Below are 26,114 nucleotides of genomic sequence, written 5' to 3'. Positions count from 1 at the left end.
CGTATTTCTTATTGCATTAACTCGTCGAATGTGACGCTGACGTAATAGAGACCGCCGATACGGGCCAGTCCGTAACCTTGTGTATAATAATTGTTGAGCAGATTTGTTCCGCCCAGTTTAACGACCGATTTAATCTGAGGCATTTTGTACGATACCTGTGCATCGAAACTCCCCCAGGATGGTAGCCAGACGTCGCCGGCGGTGATGCCTTGCTCAAACCACATTTGGCCCGTCCAGCGGAAGGTCAACGTAGTACCAAGCCGATCTGTAAGACGCGCATTGGCCAGGCTAATATTAAAGCGATTTTCGGGCGAATTAAAGAAATTTCGGCCTTTTTGCACCACTTCCGGGCTAGTCATTTTGCGTTTTATGATCGGTACGCCTGCATTATCGTTCACTACGTTGCCCTGCGCATCTCGTAGCGTAACTGTTCCGGTCTGATGAACGTAGTTGCCACTCAGTATAAACCCCTGCCCAAGGGCATAGTTAGCCTCCAAGCCAAATCCATCCACATATAATTCGTTCCGGCTGTTCGTATTGATTTGTAGCGTCCGGTAAGCACCTCTGGCGAAATCGCTAAGCTGGCCACTGGTGGGCTGGTAATACGTTTGAGCCGAAATAAAATCGGTGTACTTACTGTGAAAGTAAAAAGCGTCGACATACAATCGGTTCTGAATCTGTGCTTTATAACCAACTTCCCAGGTTCTTATTTTTTCGGTGGCGAACGTAGAAGGCTGAAAAGCGCGACTACTCAATTGCGTTTCTGGCAACGTACCGGCTACAAAATTTGCTACGTCGCTATCCAGATAAGCCGGATTTTGAAGCAAACTTGCTGATGTAATAGCAGTTGTCAGCCCCCCAACCTCACCACTTCGACCCGCTGCTGGCACTGAAAACAATTGACCGGGAGCAGGATTTCGAAAGGCCGATTGCCACGATGCCCGAATGTGATGCGTGCCGAAACTTGCAACCGCCGATGCGCGCGGGGTGAAACCGCCCTGTAGATACTGGTTTTTATCGTAACGTAGCGCCAGTGTTGGTTTCACTGTAACGGTAGGGCTGATACGTAACTCTTTGGCTGCCTGAACGTAAGCACCGTACTCAGTAATGGTATATTCCTTACCATCGGGCTTGAGCGGCACGAGCGTACCTCCCGTATCCAGGTTATACTGTCTGAAATTTCCGCCAACAATCAGTTCGGCGACTTGAAGAATATCGGAAAGATTGGCCATACCTTCGTAGTGCCACAACGCCGAATTGTCGCGGAAACGGGTACCTCGTGCGCCCGGCAACCCGGCCAACGTATCAGTATTATACGTAGTGGCAAACGCATCGCGAACGGTTGTGAAACGAGATGTGCCGGACAGATACCGATTGCGGTCGGCGGTGAGCCGGGCATCGTTGATGCTCACTTTGTTTTCGACATAGGCCAGCCCAAATTCGGCCGCCCACTGTCCCAGCGATTTCCAGCTATTGTTAATGGCGGTTGCCGTTTGCCCGATGTTCCAGGCTTCGGCCTGTTGTTGGGTGGTATAGGCGCGTAGAAAAAAGTTTTTACCACGTAATTCGGCTTTGAACTGATGTCGCTGATAGTCAGGGAAGTATTCGCGGTAATTTGCCGAACGAATGAAATTGCCGTTGCCATAATACCAACCCACCGAGGCTTCTATATCGTCCGTCAGTTTGTAATGAAATGACGCATTCGCCCGGTTGTTGAACACCTTACCATTGTTGCCCAGTACGTCAATTTCCGAATAACCCGTTCGCGTTACCAAACGATTCTGCAACAGCAGGTTAGCATAGTTTGCTGGAAACAAATACGCTCCTCCCGCATTGATTTCATCGCCATAAATATTCACCCCATCGTACTGAAAATTCGTGTTCGGATTACTGTTTCTGAGGTATCCGATACTGGTTGCGATATTGCCCTGATTGGGGTCGGTAATGAAAAAACTTGATCGGGCGCGGGTAGAGCGGTCGCTGTAGTCGTCGGCAATAAAGTCGGTGCCCATAAACCGCTGAAAATTCACTTTCATGGCAAAACGATCCCCAAACTGACGCGCGTACCGAATGGCAACATCGCCAAACGGCTGAGGATTCATCGTTGCTTTACCGACGTTGTTGACGCCCCCTTTGAGCTGTACGCTTAATCCCTGATACGTAAACGGATTTTTGCTGGTTGTGAGCATCAGCCCCTGCAAGGCATCGGGGCCGTACAACGCCGATGAAGCGCCGGGAATGAGTTCGATATCTGCTACGTCTAAATCTGAAATACCCGCTACGTTCCCAAATCCGAACCCTAGCCCTGGTGAACGATTGTCCATGCCATCGGTCAGTTGCAGAAATCGATAATTACTGTTGGTCCCAAAGCCACGCAGATTGACGGATTTAAAGGTTATACTTTGAGTCATTAAATCGACACCTTTAACGTACTGGAGCGCATCGAAAGGGCTGTAAGCTGGTGATTGTTGAAATTGAGGTGCACTAAGTTTCTCAACAGTTACTGACGTTTGCCGAATATCTTCCGGAACCCGACTAGCTGCGATCACGAATTCATCTGTCAGAATGGCTTCTTCATTCAGCTTGACAACGATATTTCGGAAGTTATTCCCACGCACTGCTACGTCCTTCTGTTCATACCCAACAAATGAAACGCTGACCGTAAGCGGAAGGTCGTTGGGTGCCTGTAACGTAAAGTGGCCGTCTGTTGCGGTGATGGTGCCTGTATTTGTGCCTTTTACCAGAACGGTTACTCCGGCAAGCGGTTGTTCATTCGCATCAGTAACAATGCCTGCCAGATTTGTCTGTGCCTGTGCCGTCAGAAAGGCCGAAACTATAAAGGCAAGAGAAAGAACAAGTTGTCTCATAAACGTTACGTTGAAGCAGAAAATCCAATGGGAAGGTAATTACTAATACTCTAAAAATGGCAAAGCTGTTTACGTTGTTTGGAACAAACGTAAACAGCTTTGCTGAAACAGATAACTAAAAATTCGACGCTACGTTCAGTTTACCTGACCTGTCATAATTGGGTCAAGAAGCTGTTTGCATTAAATTTTTGTGATAGAAAATGATGATTTTTTGTCACAAAAATTTAATGCAAACAGCTTCTAAGGGTTAGGAATTTTGGACCGTATGTTTAGAATGTGTAGCGTAACGTAACACCATGCGTGCCCGGATCGCCCAGAATACCGGCATAATGTCCGGCGCTACCTGGCGCTGCCAGCAGTTGCTCGTAGTAGTTGACGTTGAACAGATTCCGTGCCCATACGAATACAGAAATTCCGTTCGATGCGCGGAAGCCAATACGTCCGTTTACCAGCGTGTAACCGTCAATATTCAGGTATTGAGAAGGCGATGGACTCGACGAGAATGATGAGCGATAGAACGCATCTAAGCCAGCGAAGTAATTGCCTTTTAAGCCAAGAAATTGCCCTTTTACGGTGGCTTCACCACCTACCGAACCGGCCCATTTTGAAATACCCGGCAGCGCACCGCCCGAAATGTCTTTGAAAGCCTGCTCACCACCGGTTTCTTCGAGTGGAACAGGAGCGTTTTTGAACGTTACGTATTTACCATCCGTGTAAGCTACGGCTGCGTTGAATGTCAGGTTACTAGTAACACGGATGTTACCATCTACTTCAACGCCCACAACTCGAACACGCTCGGCATTAGCCAGATAACCCCGGTTTACGCCCGGCTCTGGGGTTTGCACTTGTGTCTGGTAATCTTTAATATCTGTATTGTGATATACTATGTTCAAAACCGAGTTGGGCGTTGGCTTCGTTTTGATACCGAACTCAAGGTGTTTCACAAATTCAGGTTTCACACGAGCCAGATCGAGCAACACTTGTCCGTTGGCTGTTGGTAAACCACCGATATTTACACCAACCGGTTTATAGCTGATGGAGTACGTACCAAACGCATTGAGGGCACTGCTGGCTCTATACTGAAGCGTTAACTGACCCGAAAAATTGTCTTCTGCTACGTTGGTATCGAAGGCCTGATTGCTATAAACGCCATTTTTGAGCGCCACTAAAGCAGGGTCGGTTGTTTGTAAACCGCCATAAGTTTCGCGTTTATAATTGGCTACTTTCTTATCGTAATTGTAGCGAATACCGGGTAAAACGTGAATACGGTCAGTTATTGACCAGTCGGCCTGTGCGAAAATAGCCAGCCCTGTACTCCGGATGCGGTTTGTTGTACGAATACCAAAGTTGTCGAACAGGCCGGGTGTTTTCCAGAGGGCGCTAGTTGAGCTTTGCGCAAAACGCCACTGCGCCGAACCCGCTTCTTCGGTCTGTACCGGATCAGATTTTAAATCCTGCCAGAGACCAAACAGACCAACAACACCACTTAATTTAGATGAGATTTTACCCGAATAACGCAATTCCTGCGACCACTGATCATGAACCGAATTACCGGCCGAAATCGTGAATACAGGGATACCCAGATAATCGCGGTCGTTCAGTGGTGTCCATTTCCAGTAACGCCATGCTGATGTGGAGGTCAACGTACCACCGCCCAATTTAATATCGGCATTCAACGATACGCCACCTAGCTGGTTGTCGGCTTTTGAAGGCGTATCGAGATCAACGATACGTTCGAACGCGCTGGAGTAGGGGAGTTTGTAATTCAGATCGGCAATGATTGCATTGAACTGACGATAAGCCGCCCGTTTGGTTGGAACAACACCGGCAACCGGCCAGCCGTATCCATTCGGCTTCTGGTCAGAAACATCGCCTATCAGCGTAATCTTTACATTTTCGCTTGGGGTATATAACAACTGACCACGCACGCCGATGTTATTAATATCATCAATCGGAAGCTGGGTATGGACGTTGAAAAGTGTACCGTTACGTTGTGTACCGGTAAACGATACCCGTGCTGCCAGTTTCTTGCTTATCGGCCCCGTAAGAGAACCTTTGGCCTGAATGAAACCGTAATTACCATAGCTCAATTCAAAGGTTCCGCTTGGCGTAAATCCGGCTGCCCGCGTCGTGATGTTAAACGCGCCAGCCGTTGTGTTTTTACCAAATAAGGTTCCTTGTGGTCCACGTAGTACTTCAACCTGCTCAATATCAACGAAATCGAGAGCCGTTGCTGCCGGGCGAGCGTAGTAAACACCATCGACATAAAACCCAACGCCGGGGTCAATACCATCGTTGGTTAGGCCATACGTAGAACCCAGACCGCGAATATTTAACGTAGTGTTTCGGGCGTTGGATGCATACAATTGAACCGTAGGAACAAGTTCTTTCAGTCTGTTTACGTTGAAAGCACCAGCATCTTCAGCCCGAGTGCCACTAACAATCGAAATGGGAATGGGTACATCTTGAGCCGATTCCTGACGACGACGGGACGTAATCACTACGTCGGCCAGTTGGTTCGCTGCTTCTTCCAGTGGAATTTCTACGTTGTTATCAGTCAAAACCACATCTTTCGTCTGATAGCCGACAAACGAAATCACAACCGTAAATGGTAATTTCTGAGCGGTTAGTAGATTGAACTGGCCGTTTATGTCCGTTACCGAACCGTTGGTGATGCCTTTGATGGTTACTGTTGCGCCAACCAGATTTTCTTTTGTCCGGGCATCGATAACTTTTCCGGATATAGTTGAATTGATAACAGGAGTATTTTGTGCCAGTACAAGTAACGGTAATAGGAGTAAACCTATAGATAAAGTAGATTTTAAAAATTGCTTCATTACGAATAGTGTTTGATTTACTCTATTCTCCCTGTTGTAGATAGACTATTAGTAGTTATAGTCTATTGAAGTAATAGATTTTGCAAAACACTTATTTCTTTCACTGACTTCCAAACGCAACTACTAAAAATCTATTGATATGTCTTATTTTCTTAGTATAAAAGAAAATTATCATGAAATAAGTCAAAGTGTAGACTCGGATTTAGCAAAGCCTTAGATTTGCAAAGTGTTAGAGAATACTTACGAATGATCTATTCCAACGTATTACTACAAAGGGGTGTCTTTGTATCTGTAAGGATCAATGAGCTGAAGTACATAACAATAGGTTAACCATATTAGAATATGATTAGAACTATTAACTTTTTTTGGATATATATATTATTGCCAAAAAAACTTATAAAATTTGCCCGCGTTTGTTTACGCTATAAATAGTGAACTCTATAACAAGTAACGTAGTACTTTAACCGATTGCTGTTTCCATGATTAAGTCACTGATCTATAATTGTATATTTATAGGAATTCTTACTGTTGCTACGTTTCTATTGGGCGAAGTTGTTTTACGTATCTACAATTACTTTGCGCATTCACATATCTTCTACGACGATTCGTATAATCGGTATCGTGGTAAGCCGCACGTTACCTTATACGGCTATAAGTTGAATGCAAGCGGATTTAATGATAAAGAGTTTACATCTAAACCCGGCGATTATAAAATTACGGGATTGGGCGATTCGTTTGCCTTTGGTATTGTGCCACAGGGTGATACGTATCTGACTAAACTGGAAACAAAGCTGAATCAGCAGGTTGGCCCGGTTAGCCTGTTTAACATGGGTATTTCACAAACCAACCCAACTGATTACTATAGTATTCTTACAAATGAGGGAGCCGATCTAAAACCTGATTTGGTATTACTTTCCTTTTTCGTCGGAAACGATTTTGATATAATTAAAAAGCGGTGGTTTTTCCGACACTCCTATATGCTGACCGCTCTGAATTATATCGCAAAAGTAACCTGGAAAGTGAATGATTTTACGGGGCATCAACCATACTGTGATAGCTGCCATACATTTAAACGGGCCGATTATCTGAACGTTCAGAAAGCGAGGATGGAGGCCTGGAAGTATCATATGCCTGATACGGACACAGTGATGCCTAAAAATGGTTTTTTCGACCAGACCATCGCTACGTTGGTAAAGACACGAGATTATTGTCGGGAACAGAAAGCAAAATTCATTATTGTCATCATTCCCGACGAATTGCAGGTAGATGATACGTTACAGCACGACATGATCACCGCTTTTTATGAAAAGGAAGGGAAGTTACCTTACGACGTCATGACGCCTACTCGTTTGCTTCTCCAGCAATTACAGGCAAACCAGATTCAGTATATCGACCTGTATGAACCCATGCGAAAGGCAATTGAGAGTGGCCAAACCTTGTATAAACCGTCTGATTCTCACTGGAATGTAGCCGGAAATGAATTTGCCGCCCAACTGCTGGCCGATTCATTGTCGAAGATGATACCCAGAAAGTAAATGAGTGCGTAAATGCTACGTTCCAGCTATCATCAACTGATGCTGGAACGTAGTAAACATGGATCTATGCAGCCCGACTGCTTTGCGGACGACGTAGAATAGTAGAGCGTACCGATTGAGCGTTTGCTTCTTCAATAACCTGTTCCGACACCATGCCGAGGTGGTTGGCTCGTTTTAGTACGTAGTCGAAAGGTAGGTTGAAATAATTGGCTACTTCGCTGCGGAAACTGTCAGGGAAACGGGTCAGGCGAAGGCCAAAAAACTTACGGACTTCTGCTTCGGGCAACATGGCTGCCAAACCAACACGCTCTGCTTCGGCCAGTAACTCTTTTCGTACTGGATATAAATGCTCCAGCCCCACAGAAGCGGACAGAATATTCAGAAACAAATTTTTATACATGGCCGATAGTTCGGCAGGTAAAATAACCCAGCCCTGTTCACGAAACTTGGCTGAAAAGCCGGTTAAGCCTTGCTCTCCACGAATTTCACCCGCAATAAATTCGTCTGGAAACTGAAGACGATCATCCGTTTTTTGTAGTCGGAAAACAACCGCTTCGACCGGGCTTTTTTGGAAAAGCAGATTCTTCGGAAGCGCGCGAGTAGCCTCCCATTGGTCGGTCATGCGCATGAACAAACTCTCATTAACCGGCAAATTATCGGAATTGCCAAGACTAACCAGCATCCGACGAAAAGCCGCCAGAAAATCAATCTGAAGTTGACTCGGATTTGAACGTCCTTTTTTCATAGGTATTGAGCAGCCAGCAGAGGTTTTAAGACTCGGAATTGGCTCATTAGTAAAATTGCTGTTGAAAATTGGGGAAGTAAATATACGTAATAAACTCCTGATTACAAAGCTATAAGCCATGTTAAATAACCTTTAATTAATAGCCCAGATCAATGCCGGTTACTCATTCAGGCGAAGAGTTCGTAACTTGCTTTCAGCCTGATAAACGATCGGCTTTCTGGTCGATAAGTTTTGATGCTCCAACTTCTGAATGAACGCCTTTAATCAGCTTAATTCTGCCAATCATGATCCCATAGAGGATAGCCATTTAGGGGCTATTTTCGAAGCTGCTCCGGTTTGTATTGTTTCCTATCGGGCTATACGGAACACCACGCATGAAGTCATAGATTTTAAACCACTACGTTTAAACGAACGGGCGGTAATTACCTGTGGCCGGAGCCGGGCGGAAATTATGACGTCTACGTTGCTGGAATTATTTCCATTGCTGAAAGGCAGTGCTCTACTGAACGATTATCTGGCGGTTGTGCAATCGGGCGAAGCCCGACGTAGTGATTTTTTTATTCCACCCTTTGGTGGTTGGTTCGACGTATCAATATCGCGAATAAGCCCCAATGAACTGGCCGCTGTTTTTATCGATATCACAACACGGAAGGAAGCCGAGTTGCGGATGGGTGAGCGGGCGGAGTTGCTCACGAACATTAGCGAGTCGATGCAGATGGCCGTTTCGAGCCATTTGCCCGTTCGCGACGAAGAGGGGCAGATTATTGATTTTCAGTACACATATTTTAATGAAAAGGCGCGAGGGTTGTTGCCAGTCGATTGGCGGGATGCGGTTGGTAGTACGGTTCGTAAAATGGGCTTTTCGAAAAACACCGATCAGACCATTGCTCGAATGGCCCACATTGTTGAAACTGGCCAGCCCGACCAGTTTGATGCTGTGACCTCCGACGGCCATGTTTTCTACAACATCATAGCCCGTTCTGGTGAAGGAACCGTTTCAACGTTCATCGACGTAACCGCACAACGACAGGCCGAACAGAATCTATTGCATCTAAAGAGCATTTCTGACCAGCAGGCGGCTTTAGTGGAAAGTATTCTGAACGCATCGCTGACCGCCATTGCCTGTTACAAAGTCGTTCGTGATGAGCAAGGAGCCATTATCGATTTTCAATATACGTTGGCGAATCAGACTACGCTGGCGATTCTGAACATGACTGCCGATGAGCTATACGGTAAAACGATCTGTGAGATAAATCCGGCTCTGTTGGGTACGGGTCTTGTGGAGCAGTACGTTCGTGTCTACGAAACCGGGCAGTCGATGGTGATGGAGCGAGAAAATAAAGGCCGTTTCTACTACGTATCGATGGTCAAATTTGGTGATGGCGTGCTGACTTCTTCCATCGATATCACTGAAAGCCAGAATTACCGGAGCCAGCTTGAGGCTGCTAACGTAGCACTAAAACAGAGCAACGGAAATCTGCAAAGTTTTGCCTACGTAGCAAGCCACGATTTGCAGGAGCCGCTACGTAAAATCAAAGCATTTGGCGACTTGATTCTAGCTGAATACAGCGATCAATTGCCCGAGCATGGGCAAGATATGCTACGTAGGATGCAATCGGCCGCCGAACGGATGAGCAGCCTGATTCGGGATTTGCTGGCCCTGTCGCGGCTTACTACGCAAAAACGATCGTTTGTTGCTGTTGATCTCAACAATCTATTTGCAGATATTCTAAGCGACCTTGAAACTGTGGTGCTGGATACTGCTGCAGTTATATTAATCGATGAATTACCAATGGTTCAGGGTGATGATCTGCAATTCAGACAGTTATTCCAGAACCTTATCTCGAACGCGCTGAAATTCCGCAATCCCAATCTACCACCTCAAATTCGGGTAACAGCTAGTAAAGTACGAGTGAGCGACCTTCCGTCTGGCTTATTGCCGGTAACGATTGGTGATGGAAATTCTGTCGACAAGCCGCTGGCCGACCCACTTAAACAGTACGTAGTGCTGACAGTTTCCGACAATGGTATCGGCTTTGACGCCGACAGACATGGTGAAACCATCTTTGGTGCTTTTCAACGACTGCACGGACGTAGCAACCAGTTCGTAGGTACGGGCATTGGGCTGGCTATCGCCAAAAAAGTGGTCGAAAACCATAACGGAGCTATTATTACTCACAGTCGTGAAGGCGAAGGAGCCACCTTTTCGGTATATCTTCCGGCCCAGCCCTGATCCATCTCTAAAAACCAACTACCAGCCGAAGACTTGGATTTACATTTTTGAAAAATCCGTTCATATACACTTCGGTTTGCACCTTAAAGAGCCAGTTTTGATAAACTGTAGAGCCTAGTTTAATAGTATTTGGTTCAAAAAAGGAACCCGACCGATGTACCGGAAGGCCAACGTAAAACGAAGCTATGTGTTTATTGAAATTAGCGGTTCGGCTGCCTTTGTCTTTTCGATAAAACGAGACGCCCGCATGTACAAAATCGTTTCGGAACGTTTGCCAGGAGTTATCTGAGGAGTTCTGAAAAAAGAAATTCGACGTATAGCCCACAAAGAAACCCACTTGCTGAAACCGATTTGGAACGATCTCCAGGTCAAAATTGAAAGAGGGAACCCATTGATTTCGTATGAGACCAACGCCAATGCCCGGATGAAAGCTAAGAAACGGTTCGCCAGCCAGCCCAGGGGTTTTAAAGGTTGATTTATTATCAAAACTTTGCATCAAATTAAAGACGTAGCGGGGGTTCGTCAGATTATGATGTTTGAAAGCACGTACCGAATCAAGAGCTTGCTGCACTTTGGTATTCACACCGCCAGCGTTGAGAATACGGTCGAGATCGTGCAGGTTATTGACCAGAAAATACACGGCAAAGTTGGTCGGTAGTTCCGTCGACGTAGTGGCTACCCACGCAACCTGAAGCGTATCCTGCTGCGTTTTTACTTCAACAGGGCTTTCGCCGTCACGGAAACGAAACGACGTTGCGGGTTGTGGCGTATACCGTAGTGCGAGGTCTCGGTTGTCAGTGGCGAGCTTCAGTAAGGCATGAACGGAGCGAGCCGTATTTTGCAACGTATCGTCTACTTTGCGGTAATCGTTGGTAAACAAACGTAGCACCGAGTCGATGTTTTTATGGGCAAGGGCTTGTGCGTACTGATCGAATCCAATCAGTAATTTGTTACGCTTGCCCAAATCGATTTCGATATGACTCAGGCCGATAAACTTGTGTTTGGCACCCGGTTCGGTAAGGTGGTTTCCTGTCGATTGAGACAAAGCGGTTCCGACCATGCTTATCAGAAGCATAGCTGTTAAACAAAATAGACGCATGATTTACTGGTTTGATTTACTGGTTAAAGGCATTACTAAACCCGGCTGATGAGTATCCGTGGCGGTATTGTCGCTACGTTGACCCGTACCCAATCGGACAAAATTATCGGTACGGTAGAGTTGAGGAGTCGACTCTTCTTCGGCTCGTAATTCGTTCTCATGAACAACTTTAAATCGCCGTTTCGACGTAGCAGTTGCTACGTTCGGTTTATGCACTTCCGGTAGTTTTTCGGTACTGGCTACTACGTCCGGTATTGGTTGTGGCTCAGGAAAAGTAGCCAATGGGGTACTGGGGATTTGAATCCCTCGCTCTCTGCTGATACTAACTTCCGGTCTGGAAAGATCAGTAGTCGCTGTCGATTCAGATGCTACGTTGACGGGTTTTGCTGGTGTAATTGGTTGATGATTCGTGTTTTCTCTTGGAGGGTTTTGCTGAAGTTTCGCTACGTGAATCGGTGCCGACGTAGTAGTTTCAGTAGTTAAATCAGGTGCCTGAACGCGACTAGTTTTCTTAGATTTATGTTGATACGTAGCAACCGACCGCTGCTTTTTGACAGGCTGTTGCCAGAACATCCAACTCAACAGAAATCCGGTCAGACAGGCAGCCGCTCCCCACTCTAACCAACCCAATCGGCGACGAGGTTTCTTGGCCTGAAGTTCAGGACGTAACTGCGACCATAAACGCTCCGAATCGAACGACGAACCAGGCGGTGGCGTATCGGGTAGTCGGCTCAGCGTTTGGCGAACCCATTCATCAGGCGTTTCGTCGATTTTCTGTTTCATAGCCGTTTTGGATTAACCAGGTTTGCAATAAGGCTCTTGCCTTGCTCAACTGAGATTTGGACGTATTTTCTGAAATATGAAGCTGTTCGGCAATTTCACGATGTGTATATCCTTCGATTGCGTACAGATTAAAAACGGTTCGGTAACCGGGCGGTAGTTCACGGATGAGTGCATAAATCCGCTCCGCATCCAGCCCGGCATCAGGTAAAGGTGCTACGTCGGTAGAGGATTCTGCATCGTCGTCGGCCTGAAAAATCGGCAGATGCTGATTAGCTCTCAAATGTTGCAAAGCCTCATTCACTACAATCCGCCGTAACCACGCTTCAAGTCCGTTTTCGTCGCGATACGTAAAGGCATCAATACTACGAAACGCTTTCAGGAACGCAGTCATCAGCACTTCTTCCGCTTCCTGTTCATTCCGAACGTAGCGCAAACTGACCCGAAACAGTCGATTGGCACACTGATCGAACAGTCGCTTTTGCGCAAAGGCATTTCCTCGCTGGCACTGCTCGACAAGTTGTTTCGACATCACGTTTGGCTAAATTGACTACTAGACGGAATAAGATATTTCTTTGTTTATTTCAATTAGTTGTCTGTCTATCAGGGTATAAGGTGTTTCTTAAAATGCTGAGTCGATAAGCTTACTATTTTATCGAAGCGCGCATTGGATACACAATTGCCTGATGCTCTAACTATAGTTGGCATACTGCTGAAATCTTCATGTGAGGCCGAATCTATTTTCAGTATCTGTTTTTCTCCTGATAATTTTGTTAGGAAGTTATAGACCGAATCTTTTCCTGATTTTTCGTCTACAGGAGATTGTTCGAGACGAAGATAGGGTTTTGAAAAGGCCATTCGTTTAAAATCCGGGCTGTTCGCCGTCTGGTTAAAATCAGCATCTTCTTCGGCGGAACTTCCATAATGATGAAATTCCGAACCATCCAACGAAAGTAGACAGACTGTTTCCGGCAACTTGTCGGCTACAAGTATACCTGCTAATCCGCCCCAGCTATAACCTGCTACGCCAATTCTGGAAAAATCAATGTATGGTTTTGCTTTCAGAAATTGAAGACTGGCCAACGCATCTTTGACTTGTTCCATCAAGTCCGCGTTTTTCATGGTCATATTGCCGGGATAACGCCCAATTGAATTAATCGAAGCAACGACAAATCCCTGCTTTGCCCATGCTTCAAGCAGGTTACAATTTTCGTAACCCATTCCGTTATAACTGCTTAGATAAATAATGAGCGGAAATTTTTCGCCAACAGGTTCGCTGTTTCGGTACGAATTTGTCTTGTAGGCTAAAAGTCGTGTTGTGTCAGAGCATTTCAGGCCTTTGCAGAGGTAATCGGCTAGTTGAGCCGCGTATCCCGTAGCATCTGTAGTGGCTGTATAATAATTCGCTCGTTTCTCTAGCAGCCGAAGGAAATCGCCAAACCGCATTGCTGAATCACCAGAACTAGCCTGAGCCGGGTACCAAACGTCGATATCAAGCGGACGATAATGCAGGTAATCAGTTGGTTTGCTTCCTGTTTTATAGATTCTTGAGGAGTCCACCGTTTGGTACGTCTGAAAGCCAATCCGATAAGGTTGCTTATCTGGCGTTTTGCAGGCCAACGTACCAAGCAATGTAAGGAACAGTAAACTCCGACTAATCGATGATTGTAGCATTGTTACGTTGTCAGGAAGCCTAATAAATGACGAACAATGACAGAAATGCGGGTTTGTAGGAAAGGGTTGCCTGAGAAATAAAAAAAGTCATTGCTCCGCTAGCAATGACTTTGAAAATAAGGAAGTTACTACGTTAATTTTCCAGCATTGGCGCAAAACTATTACGTTCACGAGCATCGTAACGAGCGCGGGCCTGTACAATCTGGTTGCTGTGGGCACTGGCCCAGTCGCCAAGTTCAATAATTTTTAGCATCAGACTGTGGCCGAGTTCGGTTAGTTCATATTCTACCCGGGGCGGAATTTCCGGATAAACCCGCCTTGAAATCAGCCCATCCCGTTCGAGGGAACGTAGCGTTACGGTCAGCATCCGTTGCGAAATGCCGTCGATATGTTTCTTCAGTTCATTGAACCGAAGAGTTCCTGAAGCGCCCAGATTAAGGATTGACAATATCGACCATTTATCACTAAAACGGTCCAGAATGTGTCGGATAGGGCAGGTGCCGGTAGGTTTGTCGGGAGGACCTACAATTTTTTGCAATTTTTTTTGCAACGCATCCTGCTGATTATCAACAATAGTTATCTCCATGTTACTGACGCACTAAAACATGCCTTCTTGTGTGAACCTCGGTTACTAAATAATTTTGAGTTACCAAAAGTAACTAAAGCACAAATATAAACTGTAAAGACAATGATTGCAATTACTGGTGCATCGGGCCATCTGGGCAAAGCCACCCTCGAATTCTTAGCAACCAAAACAAACCCTGCTTCACTTGTTGCCGTAGCCAGAGATACGGAGAAAGTATCCGACTTAGCCGCCAAAGGCGTAAACGTTCGGCAAGGCGACTATACTGATTCAGCTTCGTTAGTAGCCGCGTTTGCGGGTGTTGACAAACTGGTGCTGATTTCCAGCGCTGTGTTGGGCGAAGAGCGCGTTCGTCAACATACAAACGTGATCAATGCCGCCAAAGAAGCGGGTGTAAAGCATATTTTCTACACAAGTGCGCCTAATCCATCGTTAACGGCTCATTTTACGCCTGCTATCGACCACTTCCAAACCGAAAACCTGATCAAAGAATCGGGTTTGACGTACACTTTTTTCCGAAACAACTTATATCTGGACGTTTTACCGGGAATTCTGGGCGATGCGGCTCAATCGGGTAAATTGTATTTTCCGGCGGGTGATGGCAAAGTGGGTTTTGTGCTACGTGCCGATATTGCCGAAGGGCTGGCCAATGCACTGATTACCGAAGGCTATGAGAACAAGGTGCTTGAAATTGGCGCTCCTGCTACGTACTCATTCGGCGATATAGCGACAGCTTTAAGTCAATCTGGTAAAACGGTTGAGTACGTCGATATTCCGAATGAGGCATACGAAGCTGAGCTACAAAAACACCTCCCAGCGCAGTACGCCAAAATGTATGCGGGCATGGCTGAAGGTATCAAACAGGGTGATTTCGACGTACCCGACGCTACGTTAGAACATCTGCTTGGTCGTAAGCTTGTTAGTCTGGAAACATTCCTGAATAGCCTTAACGTAGCAGCGTAATACACGGCGGACATTCTGTCCGCGTTACGTTACCAGCCGCGTTACAATAGGCAAACAACCTGAGTTGGGTTGTTTGCCTATTTTTTGTTTTACCCACTACCTTCCTCCGCTTTTTCCTATCCGGAATCGATATAGTGCTACGTCATATTTTATCGCATCGAATAAGCTATAACTCTACGTATTCCTGCTTATTTTCACGGAATTGTCGGCGCGTTTTTAAGCGCGACTGTCCGGTTTTCATTCCTTACACTCATCATCGATGCATCGACGTAACCCACTACTTGTCAGCTTTTTTTCTATTCTCTCGCTTCTGCTAGTTTCATTCACTACGTATGGGCAACCGTTTACAAAGGCTGAACTAGCTCGTTGGCAGCAACAGGCCAAACAGATTACCATTACGCGCGATACGTGGGGCGTTCCGCATATCAGTGGAAAAACCGATGCCGACGTAGTGTTTGGCGTATTGTATACCCAATGCGAAGACGACTTTGCTCGGGTCGAAACGAATTACATTGATGCTATCGGGCGCATGGCTGAAGTAGAAGGTGAGGCATTGTTATACCACGATTTGCGGGCGCGTTTGTTTCTGGATTCGACGCAGGCCATCGCCATTTATAAAAAAAGTCCGGTCTGGATGAAAAAGCTGCTCAACGCGTTTGCCGATGGGACCAACTACTACCTCCATACGCACCCCGACGTAAAGCCCCGGTTACTGACCCGTTTTCAGCCCTGGATGCCGTTGATGTTCAGCGAAGGCAGCATTGGCGGTAATATCAGCGTTGTCTCAACGGAGCGGCTGAAAGCGTTTTATGAGCACAACAAATTCACCTCGTCAATCAACGATTTCGATAAATACGAACGCGAGCCGGTTGGTTCCAACGGGTTTGCTATTGCTCCGGCGAAAAGTGCTTCGAAAAATGCACTGTTGCTCATCAATCCGCACACATCGTTCTATTTTCGATCGGAAGTGCATTTGACCAGTCAGGAAGGACTAAACGCTTATGGTGCCGTTACGTGGGGGCAATTCTTTATCTATCAGGGTTTTAACGAGTATTGTGGCTGGATGCATACGTCGAGCGGGGCCGACTCGATGGATGAATATCTGGAAACGGTTGAGAAAAAAGGAAACGCGCTTTTTTATCGCTACGGTCAGACGCAGAAACCAGTCAGAACGCAAAAAGTGCGTTTGCCGTATAAATCAGGCAAGGGTATTCAGTATAAAGAATTTACGATGTACTGGACGGAGCACGGCCCGATTGTTGGCGAGAAAGACGGGAAATGGATTGCCGTCGACATGATGAATACGCCGTTGAACGCACTCGAACAGTCGTATCTGCGGACGAAAGCGAAAGGGTATGCCAGTTATAAGGACGTAATGAAATTGAACGGCAATGCGTCGAACAACACCGTTTTTGCCGACCGCGACGGAACTATTGCTTACTGGCACGGCAATTTTATGCCCAAACGCGACCCAAAATTTGACTGGAGCCAGCCCGTTGATGGCAGCAATCCCGAAACAAGCTGGAAAGGTTTACATTCTGTTGATGAAATTGTGCAGGTGCACAACCCAGAAACCGGCTGGATTCAGAACTGTAATTCAACGCCTTATACTGTATCGGGCACTAGCAGCCCGGAGAAAAATAAGTATCCGGTTTATATGGCTCCCGATGCCGAAAATTACCGGGGAATCAATGCGGTACGGGTGTTGAGCCAGAAAACGAACTTCACGCTCGATACGTTGATTGCGGCTGCCAACGACCCACATCTGGCTGGTTTCGATGACTTGATTCCGGCGTTGGTAAAAGCGTATCAGTCGATTTCGGCTAGCGATACGTCGAGGAACGTAGCAGAAGCGATTCAACTCCTGAAAACGTGGGATCGGAATTACGGCGTTACGTCCGTTGGAACAACGCTGGGTATTTATTGGGGCGAAAAAATACAGCGGCTGGCGCGGACTCGGGTTCCTGCGAATCAGCGTCTTGATTTTGAGAGTTTCACGAAGTTTGTGATCGAAAAAACGACGGCCGATGAAAAAGTTGATTTATTGGCCGAAACGCTAAACGACTTAACCCGCGACTTTGGTACGTGGAAAACGCCTTGGGGCGACATAAACCGCTACCAGCGTCTGACTGGGAATGTTCAGGAAGTATACGACGATAAGAAGCCCAGTATTCCGGTTGGGTTTACGCCATCAACCTGGGGTTCATTGGCGGCTTATGGTGCCCGCACTGCCCCGAATACAAAAAAACGCTATGGCTACGTCGGCAACAGTTTTGTGGCCGTTGTTGAATTTGGTAAAAAAGTAAAAGCCCGCTCCGTTGTAACAGGCGGCCAAAGTAGCCGACCGGGTGAGGTTCATTTTTCGGATCAGGCTGCGCTCTACTGCGAAGGGAAATTCAAGGATGTGTGGTTTTATCCTGAAGATATCAAACAGCACGTAGAGAAGACGTATCGTCCGGGCAACAAGTGAACAGTTTTTGTTTCAGTACGTTATTTCGTATAGCCTGTCAGTCAGTGTGATAGGTTATACGTTATGACAAAATCTGTTTCAGAAAAGATGGGGGTTAAACCCGGCGCCCGTTCCTTCCTCGTTAATGCACCGGCCGATGCTATTGCGGCAATTGAACTACCAGCTATTGATCTTGAAACGAATCTTCAGGGCGATTTTGATTACATACACCTCTTTGTCAGGAATCAGGCTGAGTTTCACGAAACGTTTCCTAAACTAAAGGAACATCTGAAAAAAACGGGTAGGCTTTGGGTATCGTGGCCGAAGGGCAGACAACTGGGAACAGATTTGACCCTGACCAAAGTGATTGAAATTGGCTACGATTATGGGCTGGTCGAAAGTACGGCGTTAAGTATTAATGCTACGTGGTCGGCTTTAAAGTTTACTCATCCTAAAGAGGGGAAAGAATATAACAACAGTTACGGAAAGCTGAAGCATTGATCTTCATAGGCCGTTACCGTTTGTTTGTTGCTACGTCTCGTAGTTTATCCAACTGAGCGCCAATACGTTGTTTATATGGCAACCGTAGAAATTCGTAATATCACCAAATACTATCCCGGCGCTGTAAAAGCTGCTATTCCTGACGCGAACCTAACTATTGACGATCAGTCGTTTGTTGTGCTGGTAGGACCGTCGGGCTGTGGTAAATCGACGCTGCTACGTATGATTGCTGGTCTGGAAGAAATTTCTGGAGGTGATTTGCTTATCGATGGCCAGCGCATGAACGACCTTGCGCCCAAAGATCGGGATATTGCGATGGTTTTTCAGAATTATGCCCTTTACCCACACATGAGCGTGTACGACAACATGGCGTTTGGGCTGAAGCTACGTAATGTGCCGAAAGCCGAGATTGACCAGCGCGTGCGGGCTGCCGCTACAATTCTGGATATGAATGAATTGCTCGACAGAAAACCGAAAGCAATGTCGGGTGGGCAGCGGCAGCGGGTCGCAATTGGTCGGGCCATTGTCCGGGAGCCGAAAGTGTTTCTGTTCGATGAACCACTCTCTAATCTCGACGCCAAGCTTCGTGTTCAGATGCGTGTCGAAATTAAACGCCTGCACCAGCGACTTAACGCAACGATGGTGTACGTAACGCACGACCAGATCGAAGCGATGACGATGGGCGATAAAATTGTAGTAATGAAAGCGGGCGTTATTCAACAGGCCGACTCGCCCATGAACCTGTATAACAATCCGGCTAATTTGTTCGTCGCTGGTTTTATCGGTAGTCCGGCCATGAATTTCAGTCGTGGTACGTTGGTGTTGCAGAACGATACGTTACGGTTTATTAATACGTCGCTGAATTTTCAGATTCCCTCGGCATTGGCTGCTACGTTAAAAAATCAGGCGGGCGAAGAGGTGATTTTTGGTTTCCGGCCGGAGAGTATTTACGATATACGCTACGTTGGTAGTAAAGTAGTAACCGATCCGCAAACCATTAAAATCGACGTAACGGAACCGATTGGTAGCGAAACGTTTGTTTATTTTTCGCTGAATGACCAAACCTGTTGCATGCGGGTATCATCGGACGTAGTGTATCGGCCGGGCGAAACGATTCAGGTTGGTTTTGATACGGAACGGTTGTTTTTCTTTGATGCACAGACTGAACAACGGATTTCGTGAACGCTACGTTACATGAATAATAACCCCACGGCAACGGCCGACCGTTGCCGTGGGGCAAAAACGTAGACCATTATTCACGTTATTTGGCGATTAATCGGTTATGCTGTTTTAGGATTTTTCTGATGCTTTCGTGCGGAATGGCCGGGATGAAATTGTCGTTGATACCCGTCATATCTTTAGCGGCTACGAGTGCATTCAGAATGGCTTCTTCGGTGGCTTGTGCTGTTGCGGTAAAAAGCGGGTCAATCTGATCGTTGGTGAGCATATCGACTGATTTTGACTTCGATTTCCGGTCGAAAACTCCCGGATTGGCGGTTGAAAAAGCCAGAAAAATATCGCCAGAACTATTGCCGCCTACGCCCCCCATTTTGCCAATGCCTAACGAAACCCGCTGAGCGATACGTTTCAACTGGTGTGGTAGTAAAGGGGCATCTGTTGCTACAATCGCAATAATTGATCCCCGTTCGTCAGACTGTTTCGGCTTCGGTTTGCCGTAAATCTGTTCGCCATTTAAACGCCAGCCCAATGTATCTAGCAACGCTCTCCCAACCGGAACACCTGCAATGGTAAGTTGCGCCCGACTGCCAAAATTAGCCTGTACCAGCACACCAACCGTATGACCATCGACAACACGCGATGCTGTGCCTGTGCCGCCTTTAAACCCAAGGCAAATCATGCCCGTGCCACCGCCGACGGCTCCCTCGGCAACAGGTCCGCTTTTAGCACCATCGAGCGCCTGCATCACGTGTTCTTTCGTTACGTGAAAACCGTTAATGTCGTTCAGTATGCCATCGTACGTTTCAGCAACGAGTGGGTAGGAAAACCAGATGTCGTTACCTAAATCCTTGTAATACTTATTCTTAGCTTCCCAGGCAACGACGGCATCGCGTACAATACCGACGCTATGCGTGTTCGTAATCAGGATAGGTGTTTCCAGGAAACCCGATTCGGTTATCCACGTAGTGCCGGTCATTTCGCCGTTGCCGTTGAGCGCGTGCCAGTTGGCGAATACCGGATCGCAGGTTTTACCACGAGGCAAAATTGCGGTAACGCCGGTACGTATCGGCCCTTTGCCAACCTCTAATTTGCCATTGCCTGAAATTAGCGTTACCATACCAACTTCCACGCCTTTTACATCCGTAATGGCATTATACGTACCGGGCTTTCCATCGAGCGGAATACCAATATCACGGGCACGCGGTTTAGTCTGTGCATTGATAACAGTGCTTAAAATCAGTAGATTAAATAACGTAGCAAGCAGTTTCATGGAATTTGCGTCTTACTACGTTTGGCTATTCTACCGTAACCGATTTTGCCAGATTGCGTGGCTGGTCAACGTTACGTCCGCGCATTACGGCGATGTCGTAAGCCAGTAATTGCAGCGGAACAACCGATACCAGTGGCATCAACACTTCGTGCACTTTCGGAATTTCGATGGTGAAATCGACCATACCGGGCAGATGCGTATCGCCTTCGGTAGTTATGGCAATAACGCGGCCTTTACGCGCTTTGACTTCCTGAATATTCGACACTACTTTTTCGTACGACGAATCTTTTGTGGCAATCACGACAACCGGCATATCTTCGTCGATAAGCGCGATTGGGCCGTGTTTCATTTCAGCCGCCGGATAGCCTTCTGCGTGGATATAGCTGATTTCCTTCAACTTAAGAGCACCTTCCAATGCTACGGGAAAGTTGAGTCCACGGCCCAGATAGATGAAATTTCGGGCGTAGGTGAAAATATAGGCAATCTCCTTAATCTTATCGGCGGCTTGCAATACTTTCTCCACTTTGGCCGGAATACTTTCCATTTCGGCCAGTAACTGCCGGAATAGTGACTCAGAAATTGTGCCTTTCCGTTTAGCGGCTGCCAGCGCCATTAGCGTCAGAACGGTTACCTGTGCTGTAAATGCTTTTGTACTCGCTACGCCAATTTCCGGGCCAGCGTGAGTATAAGCACCAGCGTCAGTAGCACGCGCAATAGACGAACCCACTACATTACAAACGCCAAAAATGGTGGCACCTTTCGATTTAGCGAGTTCAATAGCCGCCAACGTATCGGCCGTTTCGCCCGATTGCGAGATGGCAATGACAATATCACCTTCTTTGATGATTGGGTTTCTGTACCGGAATTCAGACGCGTACTCGACTTCTACCGGAATCCGGGCCAGTTCTTCAAAAATGTATTCGGCTACCAGACCAGCATGCCATGACGTACCACAGCCGACAATAACAATCCGTTTCGATTTGGCCAGTTTATCCAGATAATCGCGCAGACCGCCGAGTTGCAACGTACCAGCGTCGGCCTGTACGCGTCCGCGCATGGAATCGGCAATGGAGCGGGGCTGTTCGAAGATTTCCTTGAGCATGAAATGATCGAAACCGCCTTTTTCGATGGCTTCCAGTTCCAGCTCAATTTTGTGGACGTAAGGCGTAGTAGTCGTGTTATCGAGCGTGACCACTCGTAGGTCGCCGTCTTTAATAACCGCGATTTCGTAATCGTTGAGGTAAATAACGTCTTTTGTGTATTCAACGATGGGTGTAGCGTCGGAAGCCAGAAAGAATTCGTTTTCGCCAACGCCAATCACCAGCGGAGAACCTTTACGGGCGGCAATCAACTGCGTCGGATCGCTTTCGGCCATAATTACGATGGCGTAGGCACCAACCACTTCCTGTAGGGCCAGCCGAACGGCTTCTTCTAACGTACCACCATTATTTTCCCAAATGTCTTCGATAAACTGTCCTAAAACTTCAGTGTCGGTTTCGCTGGTGAACGTATGCCCCTTTTTGAGTAACGCCTGTTTAATGGCGGCATAGTTTTCAATGATGCCGTTATGAATGATGGCCAATTTACGGTGAAATGAGTAGTGCGGGTGCGCATTTACATCGTTTGGTTCGCCGTGAGTGGCCCAGCGTGTATGGCCCATGCCAATAGTGGCGTGGGTTTCTTTGCCTTCCAGTTCGTGTTCAAGTGCAACAACTTTCCCTTTTTTCTTATAAACCTTCAGGCCATGCCCGTTCATGAGTGCTACACCCGCACTATCGTATCCGCGATATTCGAGCCGCTTTAACCCTTTGATTACTAGCGGGCATGCTTCCCGGTGCCCAACATAGGCTACAATTCCACACATAATTAACTAACAGTTAGGTAATTATTAATTATCAGTCGATCTGGTTAAAGGCTACTTTACAGTTGAGGAGTAAAGTAAACGCAAAAAGCCGGAATCTCCGGCTTTTTGGTTACTCGAATTCGTAATAAATAGCTCAATTAGACGGATTCACCGGCTAGTTGCGTATACAGATTGTAGTAACGATTGGTTACGTCTTCGTCTTCACCATTGAACTTATGTTCTGGCAAATCATTCAGAATTGCGTTCAGGCTTTCGCTCGATTCCTCTTCAGCACGTACTACAGCATCGGCGTATGCGGAGCCAATCCGGATAAATCCCTGAAAATCGGCTGTCTTTAATTCTGCCAGCATATCATCGTCAATGTCCATCATGCGGGCTTTCTCGATAATATCACCTTCGAACCGGTGTTCGAATGAGTTGTTGTATACCGTGAAAACCGACTTGGTGTCTTTAAACATCGGGTCGTTTTTGTAGGTCGTTTTCAGATAGAGAGGAATCAGAGAGGTCATCCAGTCGTTGCAGTGAACAATATCGGGTGCCCAGCCTAATTTCTTAACGGTTTCCAGCACACCTTTGCAGAAGAAAATTGCCCGTTCGTCGTTGTCGTCGTAAAAGCGATTTTCTTTGTCGTGGAAGACATACTTCCGTTGGAAATAATCTTCGTTATCAATAAAGTACACCTGCAATTTTGCTGTTGGAATAGAGGCCACTTTAATAATCAGTGGTTTCTCGTCGTCGCCGACGGCAATATTGATACCCGACAACCTCACTACTTCGTGCAATCGGTTTTTGCGCTCGTTTATCAATCCGAATCGGGGTACTAGAATTCTGATTTCCATTCCTCGCTCCTGCATAGCTTGCGGCAGTTTACGGACGAAGTCTGCAACATCAGATGTTTTTAAGAACGGATTGATTTCACTTGCGACGTAAAGGATACGTAATTTGCTCATAAGTAGGGAAGCGTGTGTTACTTGAGAGAACCAAAAAACTTGCAAAATTAAACAAATTTTTTCCATATTTCAATACATTTTCCCGCAAAAAATAGCCGAATCTTGTATCATTGCAGCCTTGAAAAAATGGGAGCGTTATGAATCGATTCGAAAAGATTGAGGCCGTTCGGCAGCACTTACAAACGTTACGTACCGAACAAACGATTGGGTTTGTGCCAACCATGGGTGCTTTGCACGAAGGTCATCTGGCTCTGATTGAAACCGCCCGCCATGAAAACGACGTAGTGGTTGCCAGCATATTTGTCAATCCGGTTCAGTTTAACAATCCCGACGATCTGGCTCGTTATCCACGTACGCTTGAAGAAGATTGTCAGAAGCTCGAAGAGGCAGGTTGTGATGTAGTATTTGCACCTTCGGTAGAGGAAATGTATCCGCAGCCGCCCGTGCTACGTATCAATTTTGGTGAACTGGAAACAGTTCTGGAAGGAGCTTTCCGGCCAGGTCATTTTAATGGTGTCGGTATTGTTGTGTCAAAATTGTTCAACATTGTGCAGCCCGACCGGGCATATTTCGGTCAGAAAGATTTACAGCAGGTAGCGGTTATTCGGCGGTTGATTCAGGATTTGAGTTTTCCAGTTGAGTTAATACGTTGCCAAACCCTGCGCGAGGAGGATGGTCTGGCGATGTCGTCACGCAATCGTAATCTGACACCCCAGGAGCGCCAACAGGCAACTACGCTTTTCGAAGCGTTGTCGATGGCGCGCGATTTATTACTCAATGGGCAGGACGTAGTACAGGCCAAAACAGCCGTAACAAATCTGTTTGCCAGCCGCCCTGATTTTCGTTTAGAATACGTCGACGTAGTGAATGCCGATACGCTTCAATCGGCTCATGAAATGCTGGCTCCCGGCCAAACTGCAATCTGTATAGCTGCGCATCTAGGCAAAGTTAGATTGATTGATAATCTGGTGTTTTAAAACCACTCTTTCATCTTCCAATAACCATTTTACTTTTTCTGTGAAAACTTACTTTTTTAGCACCTTATTGATCTTATCTACAAAACTTTGGCTGATTTACTCAGCACAGCCTCCTACAAGTCGATTATCCCAGATTGATATCGGTACGTTGACAGATACAGTACTCAACCATAAGAATGCTACTGATGTAATAAATTACCCGCAGGAAGATGCTCCACAGCAGCGCAAATCTGATGTTACCATAGTTAATCAATCGCTAAGTGCAACAGATAATTGCAATCCGCCTGGAGGGTTATACGAATACGATCCGGTCGATAGTCAGATTGAGTTAGCCTGGGCAGTCCGATCTGAGCAGAAAGTTGACTTACGCTGGCGGGTAGTCGGCTCATCTCAATGGACAGTTGTTCAGGACCTCCCTACTGTTGCCCCGAACTCTGGGGGGATAGGAACGACAGGGTTTTATCGGCTAACGGGCCTAACACCGGGAGTAGCCTATGAGTGGGCAGTACAACGGATTTGCGATGCTACAAATCGCTCTGCATATACGGCGCCACGAACGTTCACGGCCCATTGTGGTGCCCCCGACTTTCTGGTTGAACTACAGATACAACCTACCACAGCCCAAGTGGGCTGGCGGGCTGTAGATGGCACTACATACCGTGTGCAATACCGCACGCAAACCCCAGTTGACTCTCCCTGGCAAACCTTGCCTGACAAAATTATGCAGGGAAGCGGCCTTTCAGTGGCCCAATTAAATAACTTAGCCTCAGGAACTGCATATGAGTGGCGGGTGATGACTATCTGTTCGCCAACCAGTAGCTCAGACTTTTCTGAGCCACATTCCTTCACCACTACATGCGCTCCCCCCACTAATTTTTTCTCAGAATATGCTACGACCACATCCACCAGAGTTTACTGGGACCCCATTACCCCTGATGCTCAGTATCGCGTGCGGTGGCGTCGGGATGGGGTGGAAAATTGGACTGAAGGTGTCCCGACTACCAATACCTACTACGAAGTCACATCGTTACAACTTGGACTGTATCGTTTTCAGGTGCAACGTATATGCGATGGACAACCCGGAAATTACTCAAACGACTACTTGGTCATCGCTTACTGCTACCCAGTTAGTACATTAAACACTGATACTGTTACAGCAGAAACGGCCCAACTTCGGTGGAGTGCTTTTGATAGCAACACTAGCTACAATATCCAATGGCGATCAGTAGGCACCGAGAGTTGGCCTCAGAGTGTTACTACTTCATCGGCAGGTAGTTATACATTAACGAGTTTGCTGCCAGCAACAAACTATGAATGGCGTATCCAAACATTGTGTTCGGATGGAAATGTTTCCGAATTTTCGCCAACCAATTCCTTCACTACGTTATTACCCCCGGTAATTGTTACGGTTAAAGCAGGAGTCTGGACTGATCCATCGGTTTGGTCTACGAATATTGTGCCGAATGAAACGAATGATGTTGAAATTCGACATCTTGTCAACCTCCCCAGTGGAACGATTGCAAAAGCCAAACTACTTCGCTATTCAATCGGGGGGAAGTTGAATGTGGATAGCAACGCCCATTTGAAAATTCGCTTGGAATGAGAGAA

The 26,114-nt window shown here is 46.7% G+C and carries 19 protein-coding genes; 8 read left to right on the top strand and 11 right to left on the bottom strand.

Translation table 11 applies throughout. The features are described from left to right. Positions 1–8 precede the first annotated feature (8 nt). Both ACYVD4_RS02060 and ACYVD4_RS02055 read right to left on the bottom strand, forming a co-directional pair. Positions 9–2,867 carry a carboxypeptidase-like regulatory domain-containing protein gene (locus tag ACYVD4_RS02060; protein ID WP_460941956.1) on the bottom strand — a complete coding sequence of 953 codons (2,859 nt, stop codon included), beginning with the start codon at positions 2,865–2,867 and terminating at the stop codon, positions 9–11. A 269-nt stretch (positions 2,868–3,136) separates the two neighbouring features. Further along, a complete protein-coding gene (locus ACYVD4_RS02055) occupies positions 3,137–5,704 on the bottom strand; it encodes a TonB-dependent receptor (protein ID WP_460941955.1) in 2,568 nt (855 codons plus the stop codon). Between the two features lie 479 nt (positions 5,705–6,183). On the opposite strand from ACYVD4_RS02055, the gene ACYVD4_RS02050 reads away from it, so the two are divergent. Beyond that, positions 6,184–7,239 (top strand): alginate O-acetyltransferase AlgX-related protein, encoded by a 1,056-nt coding sequence (locus ACYVD4_RS02050; RefSeq protein WP_460941954.1) that lies wholly within the window; start codon positions 6,184–6,186, stop codon positions 7,237–7,239. Positions 7,240–7,303: 64 nt separating this feature from the next. On the opposite strand, the gene ACYVD4_RS02045 is transcribed toward ACYVD4_RS02050, so the two are convergent. Next, the gene (locus ACYVD4_RS02045; protein WP_460941953.1) at positions 7,304–7,984 is read right to left on the bottom strand and encodes a hypothetical protein; all 681 of its coding nucleotides are present in this window, start codon (positions 7,982–7,984) and stop codon (positions 7,304–7,306) included. 250 nt (positions 7,985–8,234) lie between these two features. On the opposite strand from ACYVD4_RS02045, the gene ACYVD4_RS02040 reads away from it, so the two are divergent. Beyond that, positions 8,235–10,217, top strand: coding sequence for a sensor histidine kinase (locus ACYVD4_RS02040; RefSeq protein WP_460941952.1), 1,983 nt, complete (start codon positions 8,235–8,237; stop codon positions 10,215–10,217). 7 nt (positions 10,218–10,224) lie between these two features. Here the strand turns inward: ACYVD4_RS02040 and ACYVD4_RS02035 are convergent, their stop codons facing one another. From ACYVD4_RS02035 to ACYVD4_RS02015, 5 genes are all read right to left on the bottom strand, one after another. Beyond that, complete coding sequence (locus ACYVD4_RS02035) at positions 10,225–11,316, bottom strand: hypothetical protein (protein WP_460941951.1); 1,092 nt, start codon at positions 11,314–11,316, stop codon at positions 10,225–10,227. Between the two features lie 3 nt (positions 11,317–11,319). Beyond that, entirely contained in the window at positions 11,320–12,099 is a 780-nt protein-coding gene (locus tag ACYVD4_RS02030; protein WP_460941950.1) for a hypothetical protein, read from the bottom strand. Then, a complete protein-coding gene (locus ACYVD4_RS02025) occupies positions 12,071–12,628 on the bottom strand; it encodes an RNA polymerase sigma factor (RefSeq protein WP_460941949.1) in 558 nt (185 codons plus the stop codon). Before ACYVD4_RS02025 ends, ACYVD4_RS02030 begins: the two co-directional genes overlap by 29 nt. 71 nt (positions 12,629–12,699) lie before the next feature. Next, the gene (locus ACYVD4_RS02020) at positions 12,700–13,770 is read right to left on the bottom strand and encodes a dienelactone hydrolase family protein (RefSeq protein ID WP_460941948.1); all 1,071 of its coding nucleotides are present in this window, start codon (positions 13,768–13,770) and stop codon (positions 12,700–12,702) included. 133 nt (positions 13,771–13,903) lie between these two features. Further along, positions 13,904–14,356: a winged helix-turn-helix transcriptional regulator gene (locus tag ACYVD4_RS02015; RefSeq protein WP_460941947.1), complete on the bottom strand. Its 453-nt coding sequence runs from the start codon at positions 14,354–14,356 to the stop codon at positions 13,904–13,906. A gap of 102 nt (positions 14,357–14,458) precedes the next feature. Between ACYVD4_RS02015 and ACYVD4_RS02010 the strand changes: the two genes are divergently transcribed. From ACYVD4_RS02010 to ACYVD4_RS01995, 4 genes are all read left to right on the top strand, one after another. Beyond that, entirely contained in the window at positions 14,459–15,316 is an 858-nt protein-coding gene (locus ACYVD4_RS02010) for an SDR family oxidoreductase (RefSeq protein WP_460941946.1), read from the top strand. 259 nt (positions 15,317–15,575) lie between these two features. Further along, entirely contained in the window at positions 15,576–17,786 is a 2,211-nt protein-coding gene (locus ACYVD4_RS02005; protein ID WP_460941945.1) for a penicillin acylase family protein, read from the top strand. A gap of 63 nt (positions 17,787–17,849) precedes the next feature. Then, complete coding sequence (locus tag ACYVD4_RS02000) at positions 17,850–18,266, top strand: hypothetical protein (protein WP_460941944.1); 417 nt, start codon at positions 17,850–17,852, stop codon at positions 18,264–18,266. 75 nt (positions 18,267–18,341) lie between these two features. After that, positions 18,342–19,448: an ABC transporter ATP-binding protein gene (locus tag ACYVD4_RS01995; protein WP_460941943.1), complete on the top strand. Its 1,107-nt coding sequence runs from the start codon at positions 18,342–18,344 to the stop codon at positions 19,446–19,448. A 79-nt stretch (positions 19,449–19,527) separates the two neighbouring features. On the opposite strand, the gene ACYVD4_RS01990 is transcribed toward ACYVD4_RS01995, so the two are convergent. From ACYVD4_RS01990 to ACYVD4_RS01980, 3 genes are all read right to left on the bottom strand, one after another. Continuing rightward, complete coding sequence (locus tag ACYVD4_RS01990; protein WP_460941942.1) at positions 19,528–20,715, bottom strand: DmpA family aminopeptidase; 1,188 nt, start codon at positions 20,713–20,715, stop codon at positions 19,528–19,530. 25 nt (positions 20,716–20,740) lie between these two features. Beyond that, a complete protein-coding gene (glmS, locus tag ACYVD4_RS01985) occupies positions 20,741–22,579 on the bottom strand; it encodes a glutamine--fructose-6-phosphate transaminase (isomerizing) (protein ID WP_460941941.1) in 1,839 nt (612 codons plus the stop codon). Between the two features lie 137 nt (positions 22,580–22,716). After that, on the bottom strand, positions 22,717–23,529 hold the full coding sequence (locus ACYVD4_RS01980; protein WP_460941940.1) for a glycogen/starch synthase: 813 nt from the start codon (positions 23,527–23,529) through the stop codon (positions 22,717–22,719). Between the two features lie 137 nt (positions 23,530–23,666). Between ACYVD4_RS01980 and panC the strand changes: the two genes are divergently transcribed. Beyond that, on the top strand, positions 23,667–24,506 hold the full coding sequence (gene panC, locus ACYVD4_RS01975; protein ID WP_460941939.1) for a pantoate--beta-alanine ligase: 840 nt from the start codon (positions 23,667–23,669) through the stop codon (positions 24,504–24,506). A gap of 40 nt (positions 24,507–24,546) precedes the next feature. Continuing rightward, a complete protein-coding gene (locus tag ACYVD4_RS01970) occupies positions 24,547–26,109 on the top strand; it encodes a fibronectin type III domain-containing protein (protein WP_460941938.1) in 1,563 nt (520 codons plus the stop codon). Positions 26,110–26,114 lie beyond the last annotated feature (5 nt).

It is taken from the genome of Spirosoma daeguense (assembly GCF_054776875.1).
Note: the sequence above shows the minus strand (reverse complement) of the source record. Positions and strands in the feature narration are given on the sequence as shown.